General features: G+C 59.6%; 22 protein-coding genes. 11 read left to right on the top strand and 11 right to left on the bottom strand.

From position 1 onward, the window contains the following. The first annotated feature begins 65 nt into the window (after positions 1-65). A complete protein-coding gene (fabB, locus tag R3D51_05250; protein ID MEZ5898886.1) occupies positions 66-1,298 on the top strand; it encodes a beta-ketoacyl-ACP synthase I in 1,233 nt (410 codons plus the stop codon). Positions 1,299-1,432: 134 nt separating this feature from the next. Then, positions 1,433-2,302 carry an enoyl-ACP reductase FabI gene (gene fabI / locus R3D51_05245; protein MEZ5898885.1) on the top strand — a complete coding sequence of 290 codons (870 nt, stop codon included), beginning with the start codon at positions 1,433-1,435 and terminating at the stop codon, positions 2,300-2,302. 86 nt (positions 2,303-2,388) lie between these two features. Here the strand turns inward: fabI and R3D51_05240 are convergent, their stop codons facing one another. Continuing rightward, entirely contained in the window at positions 2,389-2,766 is a 378-nt protein-coding gene (locus R3D51_05240) for a hypothetical protein (protein ID MEZ5898884.1), read from the bottom strand. Between the two features lie 145 nt (positions 2,767-2,911). On the opposite strand from R3D51_05240, the gene R3D51_05235 reads away from it, so the two are divergent. The 3 genes from R3D51_05235 (at position 2,912) to R3D51_05225 (ending at position 6,731) form a co-directional block, all read left to right on the top strand. Then, positions 2,912-3,796, top strand: coding sequence for an aspartate/glutamate racemase family protein (locus tag R3D51_05235; protein ID MEZ5898883.1), 885 nt, complete (start codon positions 2,912-2,914; stop codon positions 3,794-3,796). Positions 3,797-3,934: 138 nt separating this feature from the next. After that, positions 3,935-6,319, top strand: coding sequence for a heavy metal translocating P-type ATPase (locus R3D51_05230; protein MEZ5898882.1), 2,385 nt, complete (start codon positions 3,935-3,937; stop codon positions 6,317-6,319). Positions 6,320-6,449: 130 nt separating this feature from the next. Then, positions 6,450-6,731, top strand: a complete 282-nt coding sequence (locus R3D51_05225) for a hypothetical protein (protein MEZ5898881.1) — start codon at positions 6,450-6,452, stop codon at positions 6,729-6,731. 93 nt (positions 6,732-6,824) lie between these two features. Here R3D51_05225 and R3D51_05220 read toward each other — a convergent pair whose 3' ends face one another. Together R3D51_05220 and R3D51_05215 are read right to left on the bottom strand one after the other, a co-directional pair. Next, positions 6,825-7,301 carry a GtrA family protein gene (locus tag R3D51_05220; protein ID MEZ5898880.1) on the bottom strand — a complete coding sequence of 159 codons (477 nt, stop codon included), beginning with the start codon at positions 7,299-7,301 and terminating at the stop codon, positions 6,825-6,827. Next, positions 7,298-8,818, bottom strand: a complete 1,521-nt coding sequence (locus R3D51_05215) for an NAD(P)/FAD-dependent oxidoreductase (protein ID MEZ5898879.1) — start codon at positions 8,816-8,818, stop codon at positions 7,298-7,300. The genes R3D51_05220 and R3D51_05215 overlap by 4 nt, the downstream gene beginning before the upstream one ends. A gap of 213 nt (positions 8,819-9,031) precedes the next feature. Between R3D51_05215 and R3D51_05210 the strand changes: the two genes are divergently transcribed. Next, entirely contained in the window at positions 9,032-10,882 is a 1,851-nt protein-coding gene (locus R3D51_05210; GenBank protein MEZ5898878.1) for a hypothetical protein, read from the top strand. A gap of 91 nt (positions 10,883-10,973) precedes the next feature. Here R3D51_05210 and pnp read toward each other — a convergent pair whose 3' ends face one another. Both pnp and rpsO read right to left on the bottom strand, forming a co-directional pair. Then, entirely contained in the window at positions 10,974-13,184 is a 2,211-nt protein-coding gene (pnp, locus tag R3D51_05205; protein ID MEZ5898877.1) for a polyribonucleotide nucleotidyltransferase, read from the bottom strand. Positions 13,185-13,383: 199 nt separating this feature from the next. Next, complete coding sequence (gene rpsO / locus R3D51_05200; protein MEZ5898876.1) at positions 13,384-13,665, bottom strand: 30S ribosomal protein S15; 282 nt, start codon at positions 13,663-13,665, stop codon at positions 13,384-13,386. A gap of 358 nt (positions 13,666-14,023) precedes the next feature. Between rpsO and R3D51_05195 the strand changes: the two genes are divergently transcribed. Then, positions 14,024-14,527, top strand: a complete 504-nt coding sequence (locus R3D51_05195; protein ID MEZ5898875.1) for an MEKHLA domain-containing protein — start codon at positions 14,024-14,026, stop codon at positions 14,525-14,527. 37 nt (positions 14,528-14,564) lie between these two features. Here the strand turns inward: R3D51_05195 and R3D51_05190 are convergent, their stop codons facing one another. After that, entirely contained in the window at positions 14,565-15,830 is a 1,266-nt protein-coding gene (locus R3D51_05190) for a PQQ-dependent sugar dehydrogenase (GenBank protein ID MEZ5898874.1), read from the bottom strand. Positions 15,831-16,209: 379 nt separating this feature from the next. Between R3D51_05190 and R3D51_05185 the strand changes: the two genes are divergently transcribed. Next, complete coding sequence (locus R3D51_05185) at positions 16,210-16,722, top strand: GNAT family N-acetyltransferase (protein ID MEZ5898873.1); 513 nt, start codon at positions 16,210-16,212, stop codon at positions 16,720-16,722. A 150-nt stretch (positions 16,723-16,872) separates the two neighbouring features. Here R3D51_05185 and R3D51_05180 read toward each other — a convergent pair whose 3' ends face one another. Further along, complete coding sequence (locus R3D51_05180; protein ID MEZ5898872.1) at positions 16,873-17,265, bottom strand: hypothetical protein; 393 nt, start codon at positions 17,263-17,265, stop codon at positions 16,873-16,875. A gap of 211 nt (positions 17,266-17,476) precedes the next feature. Between R3D51_05180 and R3D51_05175 the strand changes: the two genes are divergently transcribed. Further along, a complete protein-coding gene (locus R3D51_05175) occupies positions 17,477-19,000 on the top strand; it encodes a peptide MFS transporter (GenBank protein ID MEZ5898871.1) in 1,524 nt (507 codons plus the stop codon). Positions 19,001-19,022: 22 nt separating this feature from the next. On the opposite strand, the gene R3D51_05170 is transcribed toward R3D51_05175, so the two are convergent. Beyond that, a complete protein-coding gene (locus R3D51_05170; protein ID MEZ5898870.1) occupies positions 19,023-20,012 on the bottom strand; it encodes an aldo/keto reductase in 990 nt (329 codons plus the stop codon). Between the two features lie 350 nt (positions 20,013-20,362). Here R3D51_05170 and R3D51_05165 point away from each other — a divergent pair, with 350 nt between their 5' ends. Further along, positions 20,363-21,313, top strand: coding sequence for an acetyl-CoA carboxylase carboxyltransferase subunit alpha (locus tag R3D51_05165; GenBank protein MEZ5898869.1), 951 nt, complete (start codon positions 20,363-20,365; stop codon positions 21,311-21,313). A gap of 334 nt (positions 21,314-21,647) precedes the next feature. Next, positions 21,648-22,661 carry a murein L,D-transpeptidase family protein gene (locus R3D51_05160; protein MEZ5898868.1) on the top strand — a complete coding sequence of 338 codons (1,014 nt, stop codon included), beginning with the start codon at positions 21,648-21,650 and terminating at the stop codon, positions 22,659-22,661. Positions 22,662-22,712: 51 nt separating this feature from the next. Here the strand turns inward: R3D51_05160 and R3D51_05155 are convergent, their stop codons facing one another. The 3 genes from R3D51_05155 to R3D51_05145 form a co-directional block, all read right to left on the bottom strand. Further along, positions 22,713-23,651, bottom strand: a complete 939-nt coding sequence (locus R3D51_05155) for an autotransporter outer membrane beta-barrel domain-containing protein (GenBank protein MEZ5898867.1) — start codon at positions 23,649-23,651, stop codon at positions 22,713-22,715. Positions 23,652-23,683: 32 nt separating this feature from the next. Beyond that, on the bottom strand, positions 23,684-24,766 hold the full coding sequence (locus R3D51_05150) for a class I SAM-dependent RNA methyltransferase (protein MEZ5898866.1): 1,083 nt from the start codon (positions 24,764-24,766) through the stop codon (positions 23,684-23,686). A 151-nt stretch (positions 24,767-24,917) separates the two neighbouring features. Continuing rightward, positions 24,918-25,694: a hypothetical protein gene (locus R3D51_05145; protein MEZ5898865.1), complete on the bottom strand. Its 777-nt coding sequence runs from the start codon at positions 25,692-25,694 to the stop codon at positions 24,918-24,920. Positions 25,695-25,784: the final 90 nt, after the last annotated feature.

Below are 25,784 nucleotides of genomic sequence, written 5' to 3'. Positions count from 1 at the left end.
AGGCGCCAATGATTGAAGCTGGGCGAGGCTAACCGCCGAGAGGGGCGCGAGGGGAAGGATTTTTGATGAGGCGCGTCGTCGTCACGGGAATGGGCATTGTTTCCTCGATCGGAAACAACAGCCAGGAGGTTCTCGCTTCACTACGCGAAGCGAAGTCTGGAATCTCGCGCGCCGAGAAATACGCTGAATTGGGCTTTAAATGCCAAGTACACGGCGCGCCCGAGATCGACTGGGCTGCCATGGTGCCTCGCAAGCCCAAGCGCTTCATGAACCCCGGCGTCGGCTGGAATTGGATCGCGATGGATCAGGCGATCCGTGACGCCGGCTTGGAAGAAAGCGACGTCATCAACGAACGTTCCGGCATCATCATGGGATCTGGCGGTCCCTCGACGCGCGCCATCGTGGAAGCTGCAGAAACGACGGTGAAGTCGGGAGGGCCCAAGAAGATCGGCCCCTTCGAAGTTCCCAAGGCGATGTGCTCAGGTCCATCCGCTGCGCTTGCGACCGCGTTCCAGATCAAGGGCACGAACTATTCGATCTCATCTGCTTGCGCGACGTCGGCGCACTGTATCGGTAATGCCGCCGAACTCATTCAATGGGGCAAGCAAGACATCATATTCGCGGGCGGTTGCGAAGAACTGGACTGGACGCTGTCCAACCTGTTCGACGCAATGGGCGCGATGTCCTCGCGCTTCAACGACACGCCGCAAAAGGCGAGCCGCGCTTACGATAAAAACCGCGATGGGTTCGTGATCGCGGGTGGAGCCGGTGTGCTGGTTCTGGAAGAGCTGGAACACGCCAAGGCGCGCGGCGCAAAGATTTACGGCGAGGTCGTCGGCTACGGCGCAACGTCCGATGGCTTTGACATGGTCGCCCCCTCTGGCGAAGGCGCAGCCCGGTGCATGAAGCTCGCGCTCAAGGGCCTCGATGGCAAGGGCGTACCGAAGATCGATTACATTAACCCGCACGGCACCGGCACCCCGGTCGGAGATGCGCGCGAAATCGACGCAATTCGCGAGGTTTTCGGCTCAGAAATTCCTACCATTGCCGCGACCAAATCGCTCACGGGCCATTCGCTCGGTGCTATTGGCGTACAGGAAGCTATTTTTTCACTTCTGATGATGAATAACGGCTTCATCTGCGAGAGCGCAAATATTGAGGAAATCGATCCGGCATTCGCTGACGTGCCGATTGCACGCCAGCGGCTCGACAACGTGACGCTTAACTGTGTCATGTCGAACAGCTTCGGTTTCGGCGGTACAAATGCCACTCTCATACTTCGCCGACATGATGGTTAACCGTTAGACCGCCACTGTCGTCTTCAGTCTTATAGCGTAACGACAGACGGTACCGTTTTATGAGAGTTCACAAGCGCGGAGCCGGCTGGTTTCAGGTTCACGGACGTTCATTCGGTAAGGATACGAGGCTTCCCATGACGGATATTGATATCGCAAAGCCCGGTCCGCTGATGGCAGGCAAGAAGGGCCTTATAATGGGCGTGGCCAACGACCGGTCCATCGCGTGGGGCATCGCCCGCGTGCTTGCCGGTCAGGGTGCCGAACTCGCCTTTACCTATCAGGGCGGTGCATTCGGGCGCCGTGCCGCGCCGCTGGCACAGTCGCTGGGCTCCAAGATCATCGAAGAGTGCAACGTCCTCGATCTTCCGAGCGTCGACAACGTCTTTTCCAAGATCAAGTCAGAGTGGGGTTCACTCGACTTCATCGTTCACGCACTTGCGTTTTCCGATCCGCGCGAGCTTGCCGGCCGCTACGCCGACACGACGCGGGAGAACTTCACCAACACCATGGTGATTTCGTGCTTCTCTTTCACCGAGATCGCCAAGCGCGCGGCCGAGCTGATGCCGAACGGCGGTTCAATGATCACGCTGTCATACGGCGGCGCGACTCGCTGGGTCCCGTCCTACAATGTTATGGGCGTCGCCAAGGCTGCGCTTGAAGCCTCGGTACGTTACCTCGCCGCCGACTTCGGACCGCAGGGCATTCGCGTCAATGCACTATCGGCTGGCCCGATGCGAACGCTGTCTGGGGCAGGCGTGGGCGATGCGCGCGTGATCTTCAACTTCCAACGCGAGAACGCACCGCTTAAGCGTACGCCGACTCTCGATGAAGTCGGCGGCTCGGCGCTCTACCTGCTTTCGCCGCTCTCGGGCGCTGTCACGGGCGAGGTCCACTTCGTCGATTGCGGCTATAACACCGTCTCGATGCCGACGCTTCAGAGCCTCAAAGAGATCGACGCCGAAGGCAAAACCACCGGCCGTTCGCCCTCGGAAGCCGCCGAGTAGCGCCTCGAGCGTCCAACACTCATTCATACGGGCTCGCGATTGCGCGGGCCCGTTTCGTTTCTAGGCCCCACGCCATTCGCGGTGCATTACATTGCGCTGCTCCAGGGATGAGCGCCGGGGCTGGCCTCGGGATACTTGCGCAAAAAGTGATGCAGAACATGCAGAAGACTGACGACGTGGGCACGGTCGCCGGACTTTTGTGCCTCGCGAATGTCATCGACGATCATGGCGCCGATTTTCTCCGGGCCCTTGTCGCGCATCAAAAGGTATTCGGCCAACTCGGTGGCAGCGATCTCGGGAATGTGCTCGTGCTCGGCAATGGCCAGCACCTCCTCCTCTGACAATCCACACAATGCAATGCAATCATCGAGCGTAATCATTGGCAGCTCTCGCGGCGCTGCGGCCAGCAGACCCTCGCCGGCGACGAAACGCCGTTCTAAGATTAAAAATACACCGAACGTCATGCCATCATGGCCTCTTAGGCCACACGAAACAACGATCAACAGCCAACCGAGGCAAACTCGCCTCGCGAGTGCGAAATGGCGCGGGGGCTGTACCCAAGCCCACGGGTTTGTGGGCTCGCGCGCCACAGGAGCGCTTTCGGGACCGTTGACACTAGACCGGCAGCAAGGGCACACACTCGCGCTCATGATCGGCGTCTTTGATTCTGGCCTGGGGGGCCTCACGGTGCTGCGCGAGCTTGTCTCGCGTTTCAGGCATGCCGACTTTGTTTACCTGGCGGATCACGCAAACGTTCCCTACGGCAACCGCCCCTCCGATGAGGTCGTGGATCTGACGCGCAACGCCGTTGAGGACCTCTACCGTCGCGGAGCCAAGCTTGTGCTTCTGGGCTGCAATACGGCAACAGCCGTCGCTCTGCGCACCCTGCAGCAGCAATGGCTCCCTTTTAGCGCGTGGGCGGGTACGCATAACGTGCTGGGCATTGTCGCGCCGACCGTCGAGGCTGCCACGCAAACCCCGTGGGCCGTCACCTCGCCACAGTATCCGCAAAAGTACAATACCGACACCATCGCGGTGTTTGGCACCACACGCACAATCAGTTCGGGCGTCTTTCCCGAGGAGATCCGCAAGCGCTGTCCCAAGGTGACGGTCATTCAGCAGATCTGCTCGGAACTGGCAGGCGCAATCGAAGCGGAAAGACCGGCGGACGAGCTTGATCGGCTCGTTGCCGAGGGTGTCGCGGGCGTGCTCGCCCAGGCGGGCAGCATTCCGCCCCACCGCGCCATCCTTGGCTGCACGCACTTCCCGCTCGTGGAGCACCTGTTCCGTCGCCACCTGCCTCCGTTCACGCGGATCCTATCGCAGCCGGAGGTGGTGGCTGACAGCTTCGAGGACTATCTGCACCGGCGCCCCAGTTATCTGGAAGGCAGCGACGGTGGACGGCTCACACTCCTGACCACCGGAGACCCCGCCGATATCAGCCGCGTTGCGCGCGTGTTCTGGCCCGAAGTGGCGGCTTTTGAACGAGCCTGAGAACACCTCCCTTCAAACGAGGTTGGCAATTTGACGCTACTCAGCCCATTTATGGGAGAAGGGCGTTAGGCTTGTGACTTGGCCAATGCCTTGGTCGATCCTGCTCCCGCGTCACTTCATGAGGCCCAAGCGAAGCCCATGTCCGAGCTTTTCAAGAAGTCCGCCCACCCCGTCCACGCCACGAACGGCGCACACCACAGCGCCAACAGCGCTGACCACGCTATTGATCCGGTATGCGGCATGAGCGTCGACCTCCACGCCGGTAAGCCTTCGTTCGACTACGACGGCGTCACCTATCATTTCTGCGGCAAGAAATGCCAAGAGAGATTTGCCGCTGACCCCGAGCACTACATCGATCCCGACCGCAAAGTCGTCCGCAAAATGGCGGCTGCGAATGCTGGCGACGGCAAGAAGCTCTACACCTGCCCGATGCATCCCGAAATCATCCAGGAGGGGCCCGGCACTTGTCCCAAGTGCGGCATGGCTCTGGAGCCGATGGGCGTGCCAGATGCGGAGGCCGGAGACAATCCCGAACTTACGGACTTCCTCCACCGGCTGAAGGTGGGCGCAATTTTTACGATTCCGCTATTCGTGCTGTCGATGGGCGCGCACCTCGGCTTACCGGTGATGAATTGGTTCGGTCCGCGCGGCAGCCAGTTCGTCGAGTTGCTTCTTGCAGCGCCCGTGGTGCTGTGGTGCGCCCAGCCCTTCTTTGAACGCGGCATCGCGTCGATCCGAAACAACAGCCCCAACATGTGGACGCTCATCTCGCTCGGCACTGGCGCGGCGTTCCTTTATAGCCTTGTCGCCGTCGCAGCGCCGGGACTTTTCCCGCCTGCCATGCGCGGCCACGGGGGAACCGTGCCGGTCTACTTCGAAGCCTCGGCTGTTATCATCGTCCTCGTTCTTCTTGGACAAGTTCTTGAGTTGCGCGCACGCGCGCGCACGGGCGACGCTCTGCGCGCCTTGCTCGACCTCACGCCCAAGACAGCACTTCGCGTGCTCCCAAACGGGGGTGAACGCGAAGTCCCGCTGGCCAACATCCTGCACGGCGACCGGATTCGAATCCGGCCCGGCGCGGCAATTCCGGTCGATGGCGTGATCACTTCTGGCCACTCCACAATTGATGAGTCTCTGCTCTCGGGCGAGTCGCTTCCGGTCGATAAATCGCCAGGCGATCATGTGACCGGCGGCACGATGAATACGTCCGGCTCCTTCGTAATGGAAGCGCGCGCGATCGGATCCGAGACCGTTCTATCTCGAATCGTCGCCATGGTTTCGGAAGCTCAGCGCAGCCGTGCACCGCTACAGAACTTAGCCGACCGCGTTGCACGCTATTTCGTCCCAGCCGTCGTCTCCGTTGCGGTCCTCGCGTTTCTCGCATGGATGGCATTTGGGCCCGACCCGCGTCTTGCTCACGCCATCGTGGCGGCGGTGTCAGTTCTCATCATCGCCTGTCCGTGCGCCCTTGGCCTTGCAACGCCGATCTCGGTGATGGTCGCGACCGGTAGAGGCGCACGCGAAGGCATCCTGATACGCAACGCCGAAGCTCTCGAAGCTTTCGCAAAGTCGGACACGCTTGTTCTCGATAAGACGGGCACCCTGACCGAGGGGCGGCCTGTACTGTCAGATATTGTCTCCACCGGATTTCCTGAGGCAGAGCTGTTATCGCTGGCTGCCAGTCTTGAACAGGAGAGCGAGCATCCGATTGCCGCGGCGATCGTGGCGGGGGCGCGCGAGCGCGGATTGACGCTTTCTGATGCGCAGAACTTCACTGCCGTTACCGGGCAAGGCGCACGCGCGGATATTTCAGGCCGGCACGTTGCGGCGGGGAACGCCAGATTGATGGCTGAGCTTGGCGTTGACGTTGCGGCAACTCAAGAACAGGCTGAGCGCCTCGCGACATTGGGACAAACACCGCTGTTTATCGCCATCGACGGCAAGCTAGCGGGCTTGCTGTCGGTTTCCGATAAAGTGAAACCGCAAGCGCGCGCCGCGATTGGCGAGCTGAAATCGCTCGGCCTCGATATTGTGATGGCAACCGGCGACCGTCAGGAAACGGCGCAAGCGGTCGCTCACGAACTGGGTATCGGAAAAGTCCACGCGGGACTTCTACCAGCCCAAAAATCGCGTCTCATATCGGAGCTCAAAACGCGTGGTCGCACCGTTGCGTTTGCTGGCGACGGCATCAACGATGCTATCGCCCTGTCAACCGCCGACTCTGGCGTTGCTATGGGCACTGGAGCCGACGTCGCTATCGAAAGCGCCGGCATCACGCTGCCGAAGGGCGATCTCAACGGTCTCGTCAGAGCTCGCCGCTTGGCCGCCGCCACCGTCGCCAATATCAGGCAGAACCTCGGCTTTGCGTTCGGCTACAACGCCCTCGGCGTACCCATTGCGGCTGGCGTTCTTTATCCGATCTTTGGCGTTCTGCTCTCCCCGATGATTGCGGCGCTGGCCATGAGCCTGTCATCTGTCTCGGTGATTACGAACGCATTGAGGCTCGGCCGTACGGTTCCGTAAGTTGCGGGCGAGCCGCCAATCTGCCAGCTTCCCGTCCGCGGTCGCCCAGGGAGCGCCGCTTGTTTGTCGCAATGGACTTCTATGGAGCATCCATCGGTAAACGCACGATCAACGGGAAGGAGCTTTTCCTATGCGGTTTTCTGGTATTGCACTTGGTGTTGCTGTGCTTGCCGCAGCGATTGCGGGTTCAGCTATCGTTCCAGCCACGGCCGCGCCCAGCGGCTCTCTCGGCGTGATGAAGTCGATCTCCGCCGAACAGACAATGGTCGCCAAAACCCATGGCTGGCATCGCACCTGCCGGCGCGGCTTCACGGATGTCCACCGTCACGTGCCCGGAGTTGGCCGCGTCGCTTGCACATCGCACCGCTGCTGGAAAAACAAGTGGGGCGTTCGCCGCTGCCGCTGGTACTAGGACATCGTCCCTCGACACCCGACTAACGAGAAAGCCGCTGGCGACTCCAGCGGCTTTTTCAATGGCTACAATCCGAATCTTGATCGGACGCGTTTAGCGTGACCGCGTGCGCGCCGCAAAAATGATCGAGCGACGGATGATGAATACCGCAGCGAAACTGATGATCACAGCAAGTCCTTTCGCGGGCACAGAGCCCATTCCTAGAGTTCCCGTCGCGAGATGGATCACGGCCCACGTCGCAAAGACGCCGAATAAACCACTGGCCACAAATTCCCCAAACAACCGTCGACGCGTCTTGAGCGAGGCATCAGCATCGAAGACGAAACGCACCGACAGAACATAGTGCAACACAAGACCGAGGCTGTATCCGGTCGCTCCTGCGGTCGCAGGCGACATCGCCGAGAAGTGGGTGAGCAGCAGAAAAACCGTGAAATCGAGCCCCAACGCGAGCGCACTGACACAGGCATAGCGGATAATCTGTTCGACCACCGAAGGTCGGCGCGCCACCAACTCCGCAATCCCAGAGCCGGGCGCAATGGCGTGCGGCGCTCTATCAGAAGCGGAGATCATGCAGCAGAGCCGATTTTCCGCGGCACCAAGCGCACGCTCTTCAAGGCCTCCTGCGCGCTGGCGTTGCCGGCTTCGTGATACTCGGCATCCTCGTTCACACACCAGATGTCGTAGATGTTTTCGCCGGCGATGATATTCTCCACCGTCAGCATAGACGTCATCATCGCGTGGTCTTGATTGTTATATTTGTGCATGCCGTTGCGGCCGACCAAATGCAGCGTGGGATATTTCTCAGCCAGCTCGCTGCGGATTGTCTCGACGTTGAACTTGTAGTCCTCGTCGTAGACCGGATAAGCCTTCTTCTGTCGCACTACGCAGCCATCGATGCATTCTTTCTTCTGGGCGAGACCGATCGCGGCAAGCTCGTTTCTGGCGAGATCGAGCAGGTCTCCGTCAGGTGCCGTCCAAAGCCCATCGCCCTCGAAGCAGAAGTATTCCAGCCCCAGGCAGGCGAGGCGCTCATCGGGGACCATTTCCGGCGACCAGGAGCGGAAGTTCTGGATGCGCCCGACCTTGACGCTCGGCTCGTGGATGTAGATCCAGTTGTCTGGAAAGAGATCGGGCTTATCGACCACGATGGCCACTGTGATGAAATCGCGGTAGCGCAGGGCCTGTGCCGCAGATGCGCACAAGGGCTTATCGGTGAAAGCCTGAACCAACTCGCGAATGGGTGCCGACGAAATAACATGCTTGGCGCGGAACTGAAGGACTTCGCCATCCTCGCGCTGCGCGGTGACGGTCCAGCGCGCTTGATCGTCATTGAACGTCAGCGCCAACAGTTTCGTGCCCATATGGATGGTGCCGCCCTGCTCTCGCGTCTTGCGCGCAGCTTCGTCCCACATCATTCCCGGGCCGAGCCGCGGATACTTGAAGCTTTCGATCAGCGTTTTGATGATCTCGCCGTCGTGGGCTGAGGTGCCATCCTTGACGCCCTTTGGCTTAACCGAATTACGCAACGCATTTGCCATGGCCGACCAAAGGTCGAGGCCCTTGATGCGTTGCGCAGCCCAGTCAGCCGAGATCTCGTCACAGCTCATGCCCCACACTTTTTCAGTGTAGGTTCTAAAGAAGATCGAGAACAACCGCTCGCCGAACTGGTTTGAGACCCATTCGTGAAAGGTTTCCGGCTTCTCGTTGGGGAACGCCTGCTTGTACAGGAACGACATCACGCACATCGCGCTCTCGACGACACCCAGATTGCCGAGCGCCTCAAAAGCCTTCAGCGGATACGAATAGTATTTGCCAGCGTAGTAGATCCGCGACATGCGCGGACGATCTATAAAATCCTGCGGCAGGATCTCGTTCCAAAGATCCACGACCTCCTTCGACTTGGAGAAGAAGCGGTGGCCGCCGATGTCAAAGCGAAAATCTTTGTAGGTTGCTGTGCGGCTGATGCCCCCGACGTAGACGGGATCCGCCTCGATGACAGTCGTGGAAACACCCTTCTTGGTGAGGAGGTACGACGCGGTCAGCCCCGCCGGTCCCGCTCCAACGATGAGCACATCACAATCAGTCATAAGAGTCGCCTGCACATTCGCCCCAATGCCGGCTTCGGACTGTGTTGACCAAGGTCCGCGATACGCAACCGACACCGTCAGGCTAGTGGTGAACGATGAAGAAAGACTGAAGTGTTTGCTGCGCCGAATTAACCCATCGTTCACCACTTCAGCGCGTTTGTTTACGCGAGCGCAAGGAGGGCGGCACTAAGGTCGTTGCTCCCCAGGGAGCGCATGATGCGAAGCCTCGCCTTTGAAAAATCGGCCAGCGAGAAATCGGCCTCCGTCTCCCCGCTTGCACGGCTTGCGGGCCCACCCCTATGGGTCTGGTGGCTCGTAGCCTTTACATTTATCGCGCTGCGCCAGTGGCTCAGCGCTGGCCTCGCCATGGGCGATTACCTCGGCGACATGGATGACGCGGCGCGTCTCGTTCAGGTGCGCGACCTGCTTGCAGGCAAACCCTGGTTTGACCTGTGGACGCCGCGCATGGGCGGAGAAGCCGGCATGTTATGGCACTGGTCTCGCCTGATCGACGCACCGATCGCGCTGATGCTCGCTTCGTTCGAACTCGTTATGCCAGCCGACACGGCTGAATTGGCCACCCGTGCGGTCTGGCCTCTGGTCGTGCTCGCTCCCCTTCTCTACGCCATGGCACGCGCAGCCGAAGCCCTAAGCGGCCGCTCTGCCGCGCTGATCACCCTCGCGTTGGTGGCGATGTGCCCTCTCGGCCTTTATCAATTTGCGAACGGACGCATCGATCACCACAACGTCATGATCGCAGCAACGATCATCGCCACCTTGTTGATCCGTGCTTTCCCACCAAGATCCAAACGATGGGCGGGCGCGGGAGCCTTGTGCGGGCTGGCACTTGCCGTCGGTTACGAGGCACTCGCGCCGGTAGCGGCGTTATCCCTCATCGTCCTCGCCTGGGGCATGATCGACGACAACACCTCGCCATATGCCCGCAGCTACCTCGACGGTCTTGCTGGGGTCTTCGCGCTTTGCTTCGTTGCAACCATTCCGCCGGATCGCTGGCTTGACGTGCGTTGCGACGCAATCTCGCTCAACATGGTCGCGCTCGTCGTCATCGGAGGCGTCGGCGCGCGCACTGCGCTTGCTCATGCCGACCGTTGGAGCCTGATGCGCATCATCGGAGTTACCGCGGTGGCGGGCATGGCAGGCGTCGCGGCTTATGGCTTTCTGGAACCCAAGTGTCTTGCTGGCCCGCTGGCGCAGCTACCAAAAGACATCTTCCCGATCTGGTTTGCGACGATTGGCGAAAACCGTTCCATCTTGGTGGATGCCTTGAGCGGCAATCTGGAACAGTCTGTCGGACTTCTCATCTACTACGGGCTGGGACTTGCCGCCGCTTGGAAACTTTATCGTGAGGATCGCTCAGCACACTCGTTATTTCTTGCTCTTGCAGCGACGGTCTTCGTGCTGTGCGCCTGCTGGCAATACAAATACACAAGCTACGCGAGCTTTCTGGTCACCCTGCCACTTGCGCTCGTCATTGCACGGATGCCGGGCTCCACGAGCCTTAGCTCTGGCACGATCCAAGCCGGTGCCGCTGTCCTGGCGAGCCAAGCGTTTCTGCTTCAGGGATCAAAGGCACTTGATGCGCAGATTCGTCCTGAGACGATCATGAGCGCGGCTTCCGTTCCTCCGGAAGCCTGCCTGCACAATAGCGCGATTTCCGACCTCGCCGTTCTGCCACCCGGACTTATCGCTGCTCGCATTGATCTTGGCGCCTACATCGTTGCGCTTACCGAACATAACGTCTTGTCCGCCCCCTATCATCGCATCGCCGACGCGATCATTGCCAACCACCGCATCTTCGCTGCGCGCAATAGCAAGCAAGCCGCAAAAATTCTCAAAGACCGGAAAGTGACCTACGTCGTCACGTGCACGGGTCTGGATGATCCGTTTGTTTCTGGAGCGCAATGGCGTGGGACACTGCGTGCCGCCCTCGTTGCCAACAAAGCGCCGGCGTTTCTGCTGCCCGTGCCGCTAGAAAACCCTCACAGTCTCTTTAGGGTCTGGAAGGTCGATGCGTCGGCGGTCGGTTCGACTGCTTCGCCTTAGGCTACGCGCATATTTCCACGAAACAACGAAAAGCGCCGGACCAACAGTTTGGTCCGGCGCTTGCCTTATCTTCGTTGTTTAGAAAGCGAACTTAGCCGCGGTCTCGGCGCGGTCCGCGATCACGGCCGCCACGATCACCCCGTCCGCCCTCACGGCGCGGCGGTCGCGACTCGAACACCTCTTCCGGCTCGCCCTCGGCGCGCGGGATTTCCTTGCCGGTCTCCTGATCGACGATCTTCATCGACAGGCGCACCTTGCCGCGATCGTCAAAGCCAAGAAGCTTCACGTAGACTTCCTGACCTTCCTTGACGACTTCGCCAACCGTAGCCGGACGGCCATTCGTCAGTTGAGAGATGTGCACAAGGCCATCCTTCGCACCAAAGAAGTTCACGAACGCGCCGAACTCCATAATCTTGACGACCTTGCCCTTGTAGATCTCGCCGACCTCGGGCTCGCTGGTGATGCCGCGGATACGGTCCAGCGCCTTTTCGATCGACTCGCGGTTTGCGGACGCGATCTTCACAGTGCCATCATCCGAAATGTCGATCTTGGCACCCGATTCAGCCACGATTTCGCGGATTACCGAACCCCCCGACCCGATCACTTCGCGGATCTTGTCGGTCGGGATCTTGATCGTTTCGATGCGTGGCGCGTACTCGCCGAGCTCCTGACGCGAGCCGGTGATGGCCTTGGCCATTTCACCCAGGATGTGCAGGCGGCCTGCATTGGCCTGCTCAAGTGCCACGCGCATGATTTCCTCGGTTATGCCCGTGATCTTGATGTCCATCTGCAGCGACGTGACGCCGTTTTCGGTGCCCGCCACCTTGAAGTCCATGTCGCCGAGGTGATCCTCATCGCCAAGAATGTCGGAGAGGACGGCGAACTCTTCGCCCTCCTTGATGAGGCCCATCGCAATACCGGCGATCGGCGATTTCAACGGCACACCAGCATCCATAAGCGCCAGCGACGAGCCGCAAACGGTCGCCATGGACGAGGAGCCGTTGGACTCCATGATCTCGGAGACCACGCGGATCGTGTAGGGGAACTCCTCCTGCGAGGGGAGCATCGGACGCACGGCGCGCCAAGCAAGCTTGCCGTGACCGATTTCGCGCCGCCCTGGCGATCCCATGCGGCCGACTTCGCCAACCGAGTAGGGAGGGAAGTTGTAGTGCAGCAGGAAGCGCTCTTTCTTGGTGCCTTCCAAGCTGTCGATGTACTGCTCGTCCTCGCCTGTGCCGAGTGTGGCAACCACGAGAGCTTGCGTCTCACCACGTGTGAAAAGGGCGGACCCGTGCGTGCGCGGCAGTACGTGAACTTCCGAGAGAATTGGACGGACCGTCTTTAGATCGCGCCCGTCGATGCGCTGGCCCGTCTTGACGACATCCGTACGCATGATGTCCATCTCAAGCTTCTTGAAGGTGTCGGCCAGAAGCACCTTCTCGTTGGGATCATCGCCGGTATCGATCTCGGCAAAGACCTTGTCGTGGGCCTCGTCGACAAGCGCGTTGCGCTTCTGCTTCTCAGGTGTCGAGAACGCCTCGCGCAGCGTCTTCTCGGCCAGCTCCTTGACCTTGTCCTTGTACTTGTCGAAGTCGGGGAGCTTGATGTCCCAGGGCTCTTTGGCGGCCGTCTCGGCAAGCTTGATGATTGCCTGGATCACGGGCTGGATGTGCTTATGGCCGAACATGACCGCTTCCAGCATCTGCTTTTCGGGAAGCTCCTTGGCTTCCGATTCAACCATCATCACGGCGTCCTGCGTTCCGGCAATGACGAGGTCGAGGGAGGATTCGGCCATCTCGTCGACCATCGGATTGAGTACGAACTCACCGTTGATGACGCCGACGCGCGCCGCGCCGATGGGGCCGAGGAAAGGAAGACCCGACAGGGTAAGCGCTGCCGATGCAGCCACCATGCCCAGTACGTCGGGATCGTTTTCCAAGTCGTGGGAAAGAACGGTGACGACTACCTGGGTCTCGTTCTTGAAGCCTTCCACAAACAGCGGGCGAATAGGCCGGTCGATCAGGCGCGAGGTCAGCGTCTCCTTCTCGGTCGGACGGCCTTCGCGCTTGAAATAGCCGCCGGGAATTTTGCCGGCGGCGTAGGTGCGTTCCTGATAATTTACGGTCAGGGGGAAGAAGTCGATGCCCGGCTTCACGGAGCGGGCTGCAACAACGGTGGCAAGCACGCTTGTCTCGCCATACTGGGCCACGACGGCGGCATCCGCCTGGCGGGCCATGTGCCCTGTTTCCAGCGTCAGCTTGCGGCCACCCCAGTCAATTTCCACGCGATGGATGTCAAACATATCGGTTATCGTCTTTCGTTTACGCTTCTATCTCGGTCATCGGTCGTTCGTTTGTGCCAACCCTGTCGGTACAAACGGCGCATGCGCCAGGGCTTCAAAAGCACCAGCGCACACACGGTCTCGTCATTGAAAGCATGCGGCCATGGGGCCGTCCTTTGCCACAAATGCGCGCCTGTTGACCAAGCGCGCTGAGCAGCCGTTAGCGGCGGATGCCGTTCTTCTCGATGATCTTCTGATAACGAGCGGCGTCCTTGCCCTTGACGTAGTCGAGGAGCTGGCGACGCTGCGAAACCATCTTGAGCAGGCCGCGACGCGAATGGTTGTCTTTCTTATGGAGCTTGAAGTGCTCCGTCAGCTCGTTGATGCGGTGGGTCAGAACAGCGATCTGGACCTCCGGCGAGCCGGTGTCGTTGGTCTTGGTCGCATTGTCCTTGATGACAGCAGCTTTCGCCGCACGACGGTGCGGTGCGATCTCCGACATCGGGTTCTCCTTATGAGTAGGTGTTGATCACGGGCGGCCATAGCCGGGATGTCGTCCAGCCAGGTCACCAAAAAACTGCGCGCGGGCTCAAAGTCCCGCGCGCGCCGCAACTTATACACGAAACGACAGAAAAGGCGAGGAACAATTCTGAGCAAGAACATGCAGCAATATCAATAAGATGATGGCCGAGCCCACGGTCCGAAGGTCATTCTTTCTGTCCCCGACAGGCCGCAAGACAAGCAGATCAATCCGTTCCGACGCATTAGACTGAGGTTGATCGGTGTGTTTCGCGCAGGCCCTTGCCCTCGGTATCAGATACCGTTTAGTCCCAACATCTCATTTGACCCGCGCCGCCCCAATGCCTGACATCGCAAACTTCGATTTGAACATCTCAGAGCCGCTGAGATCCGCTTGGACCGCACGCACGCAGATCCTTCTCGACAGCTTCGAGCGCGCGGTGGGACGGCAACTGATCCCACGCGCCGGACAAGCCCTGGAGGATGCCCGAAGACTCTATTCGGCGCCCTTCGCGGTGCTTTCACACGGGACCCAGTCCGACCCGATCCTCGACTACGCCAATCGCATCGCGCTCGATCTTTGGCAGACGACGCCGGAGGCCCTCATCGTCATGCCTTCCCGCCTCACCGCCGAACCGGTGCTGAGGGAGGCCCGCGAGCGCCTATTGAAGGATGTCGCTACATGCGGATTTGTCAGCGGCTATGATGGTGTTCGCATTAGCGCGACTGGGCGCAGGTTCCTCATCAAGAACGTCACGATATGGAACCTCCTGGATGCAAACGGGCGGCCTGCAGGACAGGCCGCCACGTTCGACTCCTGGCATGACATGCCATCAGATACTTAAGGCGGCAGTTCAAGCACCTGAATGGTGCGCCAGCATTTCAGTCGCGATCCGAACCGGAAGCCGGAGTTTGACCACCACCTGTGGCGACTTCATCGGTCACCGGATCGAGGCGATAGATTGCCGCCTCCCCACCATCGGTGAGAAGATAGATGTAACCATCGGGCCCAACGGCGACATTGCGGATGCGCCCGATTTTCTTCTCCAAAAGCTGCTCCTCGCGTACCACCGCGCCATCGACGATGGTCAGATGCACAAGCCGCTCACCTGAGAGCGTCCCGAGAATGAACGTCCCCTGCCAATCGTCCGGCATCACATTGCCCGAGTAGACAGCGAGGCTCGACGGCGCAACCGAAGGCACCCATTTGTAGATCGGATCGATGAGGCCCGGCGCGCTTGTGCGATCGGAGATGATCTTACCATCGTACCCAATGCCAAATGTCACCAGCGGCCAACCATAGTTGCCGCCCGGCTCAAGGACGTTGAGCTCGTCGCCGCCTTGAGGTCCATGCTCGATTTCCCAGAGCTTGCCGTTGCGCACAACCAAACCCTGAGGATTGCGGTGCCCGTAGCTATAGATCTCCGGCAATGCGTCGCTGCGTCCGACGAACGGATTGTCTTCCGGAATGGACCCGTCCTCGCGGAAGCGCACGATAGATCCGGAATGATCCATCAGATCCTGGGCGCGATTCATTTCGAAACGGTCACCGATCGTCAGGTAAAGATTGTTGTCCGGCCCATAAGCGAGGCGGCCGCCGATCTGGTCGGTACCGGGCAAGGCTGGACGGCTATCAAAGATGACTTTCTGCTCGGTCAGCGCGTGCCCGTCTAGGCGCGCGCTCATCACGCGCGTATTGATCGCGCCTTTGACGCCGTGCATGTAGCTCAAGAAGATTCGCTGGTTGTTGGGAAAGTCGCGATCGACCAGCACATCAAGCAAACCGGAATGGCCAGCAGCCATTACTTCGGGCGTTCCCGCGATCGGCACTTCGTCCAAGAGCCCGTTCTCGATGACGCGCAGACGGCCAGGGCGCTCCGTCACCAGCAAACGGCCATCGGGCAAGAAGGCCATACCCCACGGCATCTCCAATGGCCCGACGAACTTGCGCGGCTCAAACTTCATTTCCGACGCCGGCGGTTTGACGGGAATGACGGACCCAGGCCCCGTCAGATCGTCAACAATTGCTGGCTGGCTCTCATCCGCAAGGACGCGGCCAGCGCCAGCGCCGAGCAGACCCGCGCAAAAAAAAACCGCCACGGCAACTGCACGTAGCGACCCCAAATTGGAACCAAAGTCCTGAGTCATGCTGGCGCCTTTCCCGGTCCAACGCTCATTGTCATTACTCTGTCATAGTCCATCTAGCAGAACTGCAAGCGCCGACTATGGGTCATCTTGGATGGCCATGAACCGCCCACAGCAATTTCGACGACTTGGAGCACCCGTCAGACATCGCCGTAATTGCCAATGTCAGACGAAGCGGGCCGAATTGCGCCGACGTCGCCCCGCCATGAGTTCGATCAACTCCTAACGCGGCATTGCCGCGCTGCACGATCGCCATCGCTGCCATGCAGCAACCTCCATTTTCTCTTCCAGTTCAGGCGATTACATAACACTCGACGACTCACTGGCTGCGCAGATTCGTGCGCTCCAACGTGGCCGTAGATAGACTGAGGAGATCGGCGAAATGACCACGAACGACACTGTTGAGCTCCAGACCCGCACAGGCTTTCGCATCCGCGTACGCCCGGCAAATGAGCAGGACGATCCCGCCCTGTCCGCCTTCTTCGAGCACGTCTCCAAGGATGATCTGCGGTTCCGGTTTCTGAGCGCGATCCAAAAGGTCTCGCCTGAGCAGATTGCTGCCATGACCCATGTGGATCACCGGCAGACGGAGGACTTCCTCGTATTCGAACCTGGCAGCAAGGAGATCATCGGCAATGCTATGCTCGCCGCCGACAAATCACTCCAGACGGCCGAGGTTGCATTCACCGTTCACAGCGACTTCAAGGGCAAGGGAATTGAGTCGGCCCTTCTCAAATACGTTACTGAAGTTGCCAAGGCCCGCGGCATCAAGAAGCTGCAGTCCATCGAGAGCCGTGAGAACCACTGCACAATCGAGCTGGAGCGAACGATGGGCTTTACCGCACACGGCATTGAGGGCGATCCCATGCTCGTCCTTCTTGAGGCCGCGCTCTGAGTGTAGCGCTTTGCGTTGTTGATTGGCCGAGCAGCCCCAAACTACAGCGGGTTGGCGACCTCCTTAGGAAAGCCCACAAGAACTACGAAAAAACGTCACCCGGCGAAAGCTGGGTGACGTTTTCTTTTTCTGCAATAACAATGATGAGGCTCAGCGCCGACGCAGCGTCATGCTGCCGCCGCCGCGGGCGCTCGAAAACGTAACGGTTTGAGAGCTGCCGCTGATCGTAACGCGTACTCGGCCAGAGATGTCGTACTCGGGGTTGTGGAAGTCGCCGACGTAACGGGTGTCGGAGACCATCGACAACGACCCCGTCTGGCGGATTGTCACGGACGCCGATGCGCACGTGGCAGCAACCGCCACGACCTTGGCTCCCTGAGGCGAGTAGGTAACACGGCACCGCACGCTTTCACGTTTGCCTTCCTTGGGCTGCACATAGCCAGAGCCCGACCAGGTTCCCGACAGAATTTCCGCGTGGGCCGCCTGCGTCGGTACGGCAAAGCCCAAGGCCAAAGCTAACGGAAAAAGTCTAAAAACATTCATGATCGGCTCCTTAAAACTATCAAAGGCATTCGGGCCGTATCGCCCCGCTCTTGCGCCGTTCTATCCAATATCGGTGCACGATGAAACTGCGCCAAGAGCGCCAATGCATGGTCACGGACAGTTTTTCATCGGATGCGGCTCAAATGCACAATCTTGCGCCAACTTCTTCGCCTCCTTTGACTTTCGGTAATGTTCGCTCTCAGATTGCTCCATGAGCAGCACCGAACCGGCACGGCCCCGCACAACAATCGATCTAACCAGCCGCGTTTCCAGCGGGCTGTTCGCCTCTCAGCCAGCAGGGCTGCCTCGCTTGTTTTTCACCGAGCTGTGGGAGCGGTTCTCTTATTACGGAATGCGCGCCCTCCTCACCTTGTTCATGGTCACGCCGATCGCTCAAGGCGGACTAGCACTGTCCACCCCCGATGCTGCGCAAATATACGGCAACTACACGATGGCCGTTTACATGCTGTCGATCCCAGGCGGCTTCATCGCCGATAGGATCCTGGGCGCGCGACGCTCGGTTTTGGTAGGCGGATGGATCATCGCTCTAGGCCATTACTGCCTGGCCTATCCCTCGCTGGCCACGTTCTATACAGGTCTGGTTCTGATCGCGCTCGGCACGGGCCTGTTCAAGCCCAACATCTCCGGTCTCGTAGGCGCATTGTACGCCCCTGGCGACGAGCGCAGAGACGCCGGCTTCTCCATTTTCTACATGGGCGTCAACATCGGCGCATTCATCGCCCCACTCGTTACAGGCTTCCTGGCTCAAAGTGCGACATTCAAAGACTGGCTGACGGCCGCGGGCTTTGATCCGACGACGAGTTGGCATTGGGGCTTCGGAGCCGCCGGCGTCGGCATGACGCTAGCCATGCTCGAATTCATGCGCTCCGGTCATGTCCTGGAAGAGCCCGTCTCACTTGCCGAACGGCTGGAGGGTCGCCGCGGCCTTTGGCGCGACGGCGTTGCGATGTCGGGCCTCACGCTCGGCTTGCTGGCTTTAGCGATGCTATCGGACATGCCGAGCCTGGAGTGGTTACGCTGGATGTTCCTGGTTCTGCCTCTGGCCGGGATTGCTTGGTGCGTCAAAAAAGGGACGCGCGATCATCAACGGCTGGCGGCGATCGGGGTTCTGTTCATTGCAGCAATGGTGTTCTTTGCCATCTTCGAGCAGATGGGGACATCGATGTCGCTTTTTGCGGACCGCTTGACCGTCAATTCGTTTTTTGGGCTCCCCTTCCCATCGTCCTATTGGCAGGCGGTCAATCCGATCTTCGTCGTTCTGCTGGCGCCAATGTTTGCGCTTCTTTGGCTCCGCCTGGGCCGTCGTCAGCCCTCTGCCGCGGTCAAGTTCGCGTTTGGCCTAGCGCTCGTCGCATTGTCCTTCGCCTGGATGATCCCCGCAGCAAAGCTCGCCGCGGAAGGAAAAGTGTCTCCAATCTGGCTCGCCGGACTGTTCTTTCTGCAAACGTCCGGCGAATTGCTGCTCTCTCCGGTCGGTCTTTCATCCATGACTAAACTCGCGCCGGCGCGAATGACAGGCTTCGTACTGGGGCTGTGGTTTCTGGCAACCGCCTTCGGCAACAAGCTGGCAGGCGTGCTGGGCGGCAATTTCCAGGCGGAAGACCCTGCCGCGCTTGTCGATTTCTTCGCAACCCAAGCGTTGTGGGTAGCCTTGGCAGCAGCTTTGATGCTCGCCGTCTCGCGGTGGGTGAACCGGCTGAGCGGCGAGCACTAAATCGACTTGTGAGAGAAGCCGCTTACGCGTTCAGGATCTTCATCATGGCTTCCGGATAGCGCGGGCCCGCGGCAGCGCCAAACGGGAAGGCTTGCTCGATCGCATCCGCTTCCGCAGTGGTCAGCACAATGTCGGCTGCCGCAATGTTCTGCTCCAGATAACTGCGGCGCTTGGTGCCAAATAGCGGAATGACGAAATCCCGTTTGCTCAACAGCCATGCGAGCGCCAGCTGCGACGGAGTTACCGCGCGGGCCTTGGCCAACTCCTCCACCTTGGCGACAAGCTTCAGATTTTTTGCGAAATTATCGCCCATGAACCTGGGGCTGTTTCGACGGTAGTCATCCGGCTCGAAGTCGTCGGGGCTGCGAATTGCACCGGTCAGGAAGCCTCGTCCAAGCGGGCTGTAGGCTACAAAGCCGATGCCCAGCTTTTCGCAGGTGTCGAGAACATCTGTCTCTGGATCGCGCGTCCATAACGAGTACTCCGACTGCACCGCGGTGATCGGGTGGACCTTGGTCGCGCGCTCGATGGTCTCTGACGACGCCTCGCTCAGTCCGAGAAAGCGCACCTTGCCAGCCTTCACCAAATCGGCCATCGCGCCGACTGTGTCCTCGATCGGCGTCTTGGGATCGACCCGGTGCTGGTAGTAGAGATCGATATGATCGGTGCCGAGGCGCTTCAGGCTACCCTCAATCGACTGTTTCACGTACTCCGGCCGTCCATTGACACCGCGCTTAGTTACGTCGGCGGGGTCGCGCACGATCCCAAACTTGGTGGCGAGGAAGACCTTGTCGCGCTTTCCTTTGATGCCTCGCCCTACTAGTTCCTCGTTGGTGTGAGGACCGTACATGTCGGCCGTGTCGAGGAAGTTGACGCCAAGCTCGATTGCCCGATCGATGGTCGCAAGCGCCTCGGTGTCATCGCGCTTGCCGTAGAAGTCGCTCATGCCCATGCAGCCGAGCGCGAGAGCGGAAACAGTGGGGCCTCTAGACCCCAGACGCCGTGTTTTCATCATTATGAGCCTTCTTGCCTGTTACGACGCTTTCTTGGCGCGTCATCCCGGTGCGTCGTTTGCACCCTTGATCTGGGAGTACCTGCCGCCGATGCCAATTCACAACCCGATGATCGCGGTCAGTCGTCGTCGGGCCATTTGCATTAACCGTATGTTATTATTGAATTTATTGTCCACCCCACCATCTCGCCTGCATGCCGCCTTGACACCCTGACGACAGCCGGGTGAATTCGCAGCCGCAATTCGGGTCCGCGAACAATAAGATGCGGCCGTTGCAGATGATATGGTAGCCCCGCGCCAGATGAGAAAGCGGGAACGAGAGAGAGGCTCCCTTGAGCGCGCAAGCCGCCATCCGCACCTATTTGCCCTTTGAAACGCCAATCCTTGAACTGGAAAGCAAGGTTGCGGAGCTCAAAGCGCTTCAAGGCGAAGGCAAGGGCGTGCAGATCACCGAGGAAATCTCCAAGCTCGAACAAAAAGCCAAATCGGCATTGGTGGACATGTACGCGAAACTGACGCCGTGGCAGAAAACGCTTGTCGCGCGTCACCCGGAACGCCCCCATTGCCTCGAGTTTGTGCAAGGTCTGATTGAGGAATTCACCCCGCTAGCCGGCGATCGCTACTTCGCCGAGGACGAAGCCATTATCGGCGGCATGGGCCGCTTCCGCGGGCGCTCGGTCATGGTTCTTGGCAACGAGAAGGGTTCCGATACCGAAAGCCGCATCAAGCACAACTTCGGAATGGCCAAGCCCGAAGGCTACCGCAAAGCCGTTCGGCTCATGGAGATGGCCGACCGCTTCAACATGCCGGTCATAACCTTTGTCGACACGCCAGGCGCATATCCGGGCATTGGCGCGGAAGAACGCGGGCAGGCGGAGGCCATCGCGCGCTCGACCGAATGCTGCTTGAAACTGGGCGTGCCGGTCGTCTCCGTGATCGTCGGCGAAGGCGGATCGGGCGGCGCCATCGCAATCGCCACGGCCAACCGCATTCTTATGCTCGAACACGCGATCTATTCGGTAATCTCTCCTGAAGGTGCTGCCTCGATCATCTGGCGAGACAGCAACAAGAAAGAAGAGGCCGCAACTAATATGAAGATTACGGCCCAGGACCTCGACCAGCTCGGCGTGATCGATGTGATCGTCCGCGAGCCTGTTGGCGGCGCCCACCGTGATCGCGAACAGGTCATCACCTCGACCGGCAACGCCATTTCCCGCGCCATCTCCGAGTTCGATGGAAAGTCACCGCAAGAGATTCGCCAGCAGCGCGAAGACCGCTTCATGAATATCGGTCGGCTGTAATGCTCCATCTGGGATGCACGCGAATTAAGCAACTCCATCGAAAGCCAGCCGGGACCTAACGCCGCGTCTCCGATAAACCACAGCTGATTTGCCCGCAGACCTACCTGCAATCATCGCCAGGTGTTAGCTTTTGGCCGCCCTTGGAGCGCCGTATTCATCCACATACTGAACTTGACAGGTACCTGTGCTGCGCCCAAACGGCGTATTAGATTTTTTTCCTAGAAGCCTGTGGTGTCGGCGTTTTTTTGACGGGCGTTCTATCTGACGAAAGGGGGCCCTCAAGTGTGCGCGTGGGCAATGGACCGATGCACGACACGTTGGGGGCGACGACGCATTGACCGCACACTATTCCAGACCGGGGCTCAACACGGGGCCCGTCAGCGCGCCGCGCAGGACGCTGCGCACGCTCGCGGCTGCGACCGCAGGTCTGATCTTGGCTTCGTGCTCCAGTGCCCCCGTTATCCCGCCGCCGTCTGAAGTGCCTCTCTCAAGAGACACGCTCAACCTGCTTGCCAAAAAGGGCATGCAGCCGAGTTCACCCGTATTCGTGCGCATCTTCAAGGAGGAGAGCGAGCTAGAAATCTGGAAGCAGCGCGACGACGGCCGCTTCTATCATTTCAAGACGTACCCGATCTGCAATTGGTCGGGCGAGATCGGCCCCAAGCTCCAGGAGGGCGATCGTCAGGCGCCTGAGGGCTTCTACACCATCACACCGGCGCTGATGAATCCGAACTCGAAATACTACCTGTCGTTCAACCTGGGCTATCCCAACGCCTACGACAAGTCTTGGGGCCGCACCGGCAACAGCGTGATGGTCCACGGCAAGTGCCGCTCGGCTGGCTGCTACGCCATGACCGATGCTATGATGGAAGATATTTATGGCCTGACGCGCGAGGCGCTAAAAGCCGGACAGCCATATTTCCAGGTGCAGGCTCTTCCCTTCCGCATGACGGACGCGCGCTTGGCGCAAATGAAAAAGAACAAGTGGTATTCTTTCTGGATGACCCTGAAGCAGGGTTACGACCACTTCGAAAAGTATCATTTGCCGCCGGAAGTCGTCGTCTGTTCGCGCAGCTACGTGGTCAACGCCGTCGCCCAGAGCCGCCCCGATCCCGCAGGTCCCTGTCCACCGCTTGCGCGTCCGGTCATCAGCGCGTTTACGCCCCTGCCTGAGCCGCAGGAAACCACCGTAGCGGCCGGCAACAAGATGAAGGGCATTGTCGATCCCGACAACGAGCCGACGCCAGCCGATGTTGCGGCCGCCAAGGCAGCGGCGTCTTCCGCGACGAGCGCCGGCGCGACGACACCGCCGGGCATATCAACTCCGAACTTTGCCGGAAACCAATAGGGCTGGCAGAACTGCCAACCCTTCTTATTTTTCTCGATCGGACTTTCACGCTCAGTTGAGCGGCACGTTCAGCCACAGCGAGCCGGAATAGGCCTCGAAGTCGCTTTGTCCTATGCCGTCGTATGCAGCTGCTGCTCTAATCGCATATCCCTCGCGCGTCTGCACGATGAAGCCGCCTTCGATCTTGGCGCGATTTTCGTTTGGATCGATAATCTCGCCCGCGATGATCAGATCGTCGCCTGAGAAGTTGGCAATCCCCGAGATCGACACATGCGGCTCGATCATGGTGCCATCCACGAGGTCAAAACGGTAGCCGACTTCAAGGGTCGCATTGATGCGGGCAATCGAGATATCCCGACCTTCGACAACCTGACCGATGCTGTTGTAGTAATCGCCGTACCATTCGCGCCCGTAGGCAAGGCCCAACTGCGGCGAGAAGCGGAAGTTTCCGATGTACTCATTTCCCGTCAACGTCGCGGTTGTGAGCCAGCGATCAGTATCGAAACTTGCCGACCGATAACCGGCGGCACTGTCGTCGAGCCAGATATCGTTGCTCGACGTACCGTAAGCGGCGCGCGCATCTAAGAATAAGTTATCGGTGAGCTTGATGCCGACGTACGGACCAACCATCCAGCCAGTACCTTCGACTTTGCCTGTCAGATCCGACTTGTTGACGTCTTCACGCGTGTCGTCGACCTGAACCAGCGCACCGACCAAGACGCCTGGCGCAAGAGCATAATCGGCACCCACGTAGAGTACCCGGAAGTCTCCGTCGCGATCATAACCGCCCAGACCGTCATCATACTTGCTGATCTGCCCCTCGACCCAAACGTCGAGACCCTGGCGCATCTGTGAGGCGCGATCCGCAAAGCCCTCGCTCACAAAGCCGAGACCTGCATCGGCAAGCAATTTCTGCTGGCGGCGTTGTTCCGCGTCTTGAGCATCGCGCCGAAGCTCACTTAAGCTGGCTGAGAACTTGAAGTCCCTCATGCCAACCGGGAGTTCAGCCCAATCGGGCAGAGCTACGCGAGCGGAACGGTTTGAAAAAGCAGCACTCTCAAGCCACCGTGAGACACCGGACCGAATGGCGGGGCAAACGGCAACCGCGTTGCTTGCGCCAGCTGCACGTCGGTCGTTACGAGGCCAACCCGCCAACCGCGAAATTGCGAGCTAAGCCTCTCGCCCAGTGTGCGGTAGAGCGCGTGGAGGCCCGACGTATCTCCAATGCGCGCGCCGTAGGGCGGATTGATAACGACAAGTCCGGCCGGACTATCCGGCGCAACGAGTTCCTCAACTGATTGTTGCTGGAATTGCGCGATATCACCGACGCCGGCACGTTCCGCATTCGCCATACTCATACGAATAGCGCCGGCATCTCTGTCACTGCCAAAAAAACGAAGCGGTGTTTCAACGACACAAGACTCAGAACGCATCTGCTTCCAGGCTGCCTCATCGAAGGTCGCGAGTTTCTCGAATGCAAAGTTGCGCGAACGCCCGGGCTTCAATCCGCGCGCAATCTCGGCCGCTTCGATGACAAATGTTCCCGAACCGCACATTGGATCGACAACGGGCTCCTGCCCTGAATATCCGCACTGGCGCAGGAGCAACGATGCCATCGTCTCGCGCATGGGCGCTTTGTTGACGGCTTCCTTGTGGCCACGCCGGTGCAGAAGTTCGCCTGAGGTGTCGACCGCTAGCGTGCACACGTCGCGCTCAATGCGCGCTTTGATGACGACTTCCGCTTCATCGGACAACGGCGCGCCAATCTCATCGGTTATTGCGCGCGCGATACGTTGTGCAGCTGCTCCTGAATGATAGATGCGGGATGAGCGACAAACGGCGTCCACGCTGAACGGAATGTCAGGCCGCAAGATGTCGCGCCAAGCGATGCGGTGGGCCCTTTTGTCGAGCTGAGCGAGATGAAGCACACGGAACGATCCGATCCGCGCCAGAATTCGGCTCGCCCCGCGAAGCTCCAGATTGGCGCGCCAGACGTCATGCCAGCGCCCGTTGAACGCAATGCCGCCCGCTATGATATGCGCCCCGCGAAATCCCTTCTCACGCGCCTCGGCACACAACACGGACTCCAGGCCTGGTATGGACACCAAAAAGATCTCGAATGGGTCTGGAGAAGTCATAAGGCCTTGCGAAAAAACGTGCCGCCCCGATAGGCAGCGGCGCACATCCTAGCCGCACGACGTTGCTGCCGTCTCTGGTCGTATTGTCCGCTCTCCGAAAATTGAGAGAGACAACGAGTTATGGGAAATCCACGCCCAATCGACGAAGCCCCTTGCGGGCTTCCCATGCCCCCCGCGGATTGAGTTTCCAGGCGGTCAGATAGTTGTCTATAGCCATGCGCGTATCGCCCCAGCTCTCGGCCATCTGCCCCCGGGCAAAATATGCGGCGATCGACTGGGAATCGATTCTGAGCGCGTCATCCAACGCTTCCAACGCCCTGTCGCGGTCGTTTAAGCTGCCATAGACCTTGGCCCGGCCGATGTAGGCCTTCACGCTGGTCGGATTGCTTTCGAGGATGACGGCGTAGTCGGCAAGCGCCGCATCCGGCTTTCCTGCAGCCAGTTCGCTTTCTGCCCGTGCCAGATAGACTTGCTCTTTCGCGGCACCATCTTCTGACTGGGCAAGGATCGCGCTCCAATCCGCAACGGCAGCGGGGTGCTTGCCGAGCAGCGTATTGGCACGCGCGCGTCCCTTCAGGGCTGTGACATTTCCCGGTTCTATAGCGAGCGCATGGCTAAAGTCCGCAGCCGCCTCCTTAGGCTCGTCTTCATGCAACCAAGCGTCCCCTCTGCGCCGGTAATAGCGCGCGCGTGTTGCCTGATCGAGGTCGCCGATGTCGAGCAACTGCGAGCAAGCGCGCAGGGCGAGCGTTGCCTTGTTCTCCTGTTCACAGTCCTTGCGCTCATAGGCGAAAGCGCCCGCCGTCATGATGGCAACGAGCAGGATGAAGGCCGCAGCACCCAACTCAGGTGCTCGCGACATGGCGCGCACGACGACATGGATCGTGCTTGTCACTCCATCCTCACATCTAAATTGCAGAAACACGATTCCGAGCCTCATTGTTGATCGCAACATTCATCCCGGAATTTATTGGTGAGGGTCAAC

The sequence above is a fragment of the Hyphomicrobiaceae bacterium genome (assembly GCA_041397645.1).
In the GTDB taxonomy this organism is placed as follows: Bacteria; Pseudomonadota; Alphaproteobacteria; order Rhizobiales; family Hyphomicrobiaceae; genus Hyphomicrobium_B.
This window is presented reverse-complemented; position numbering and strand designations above follow the sequence as displayed.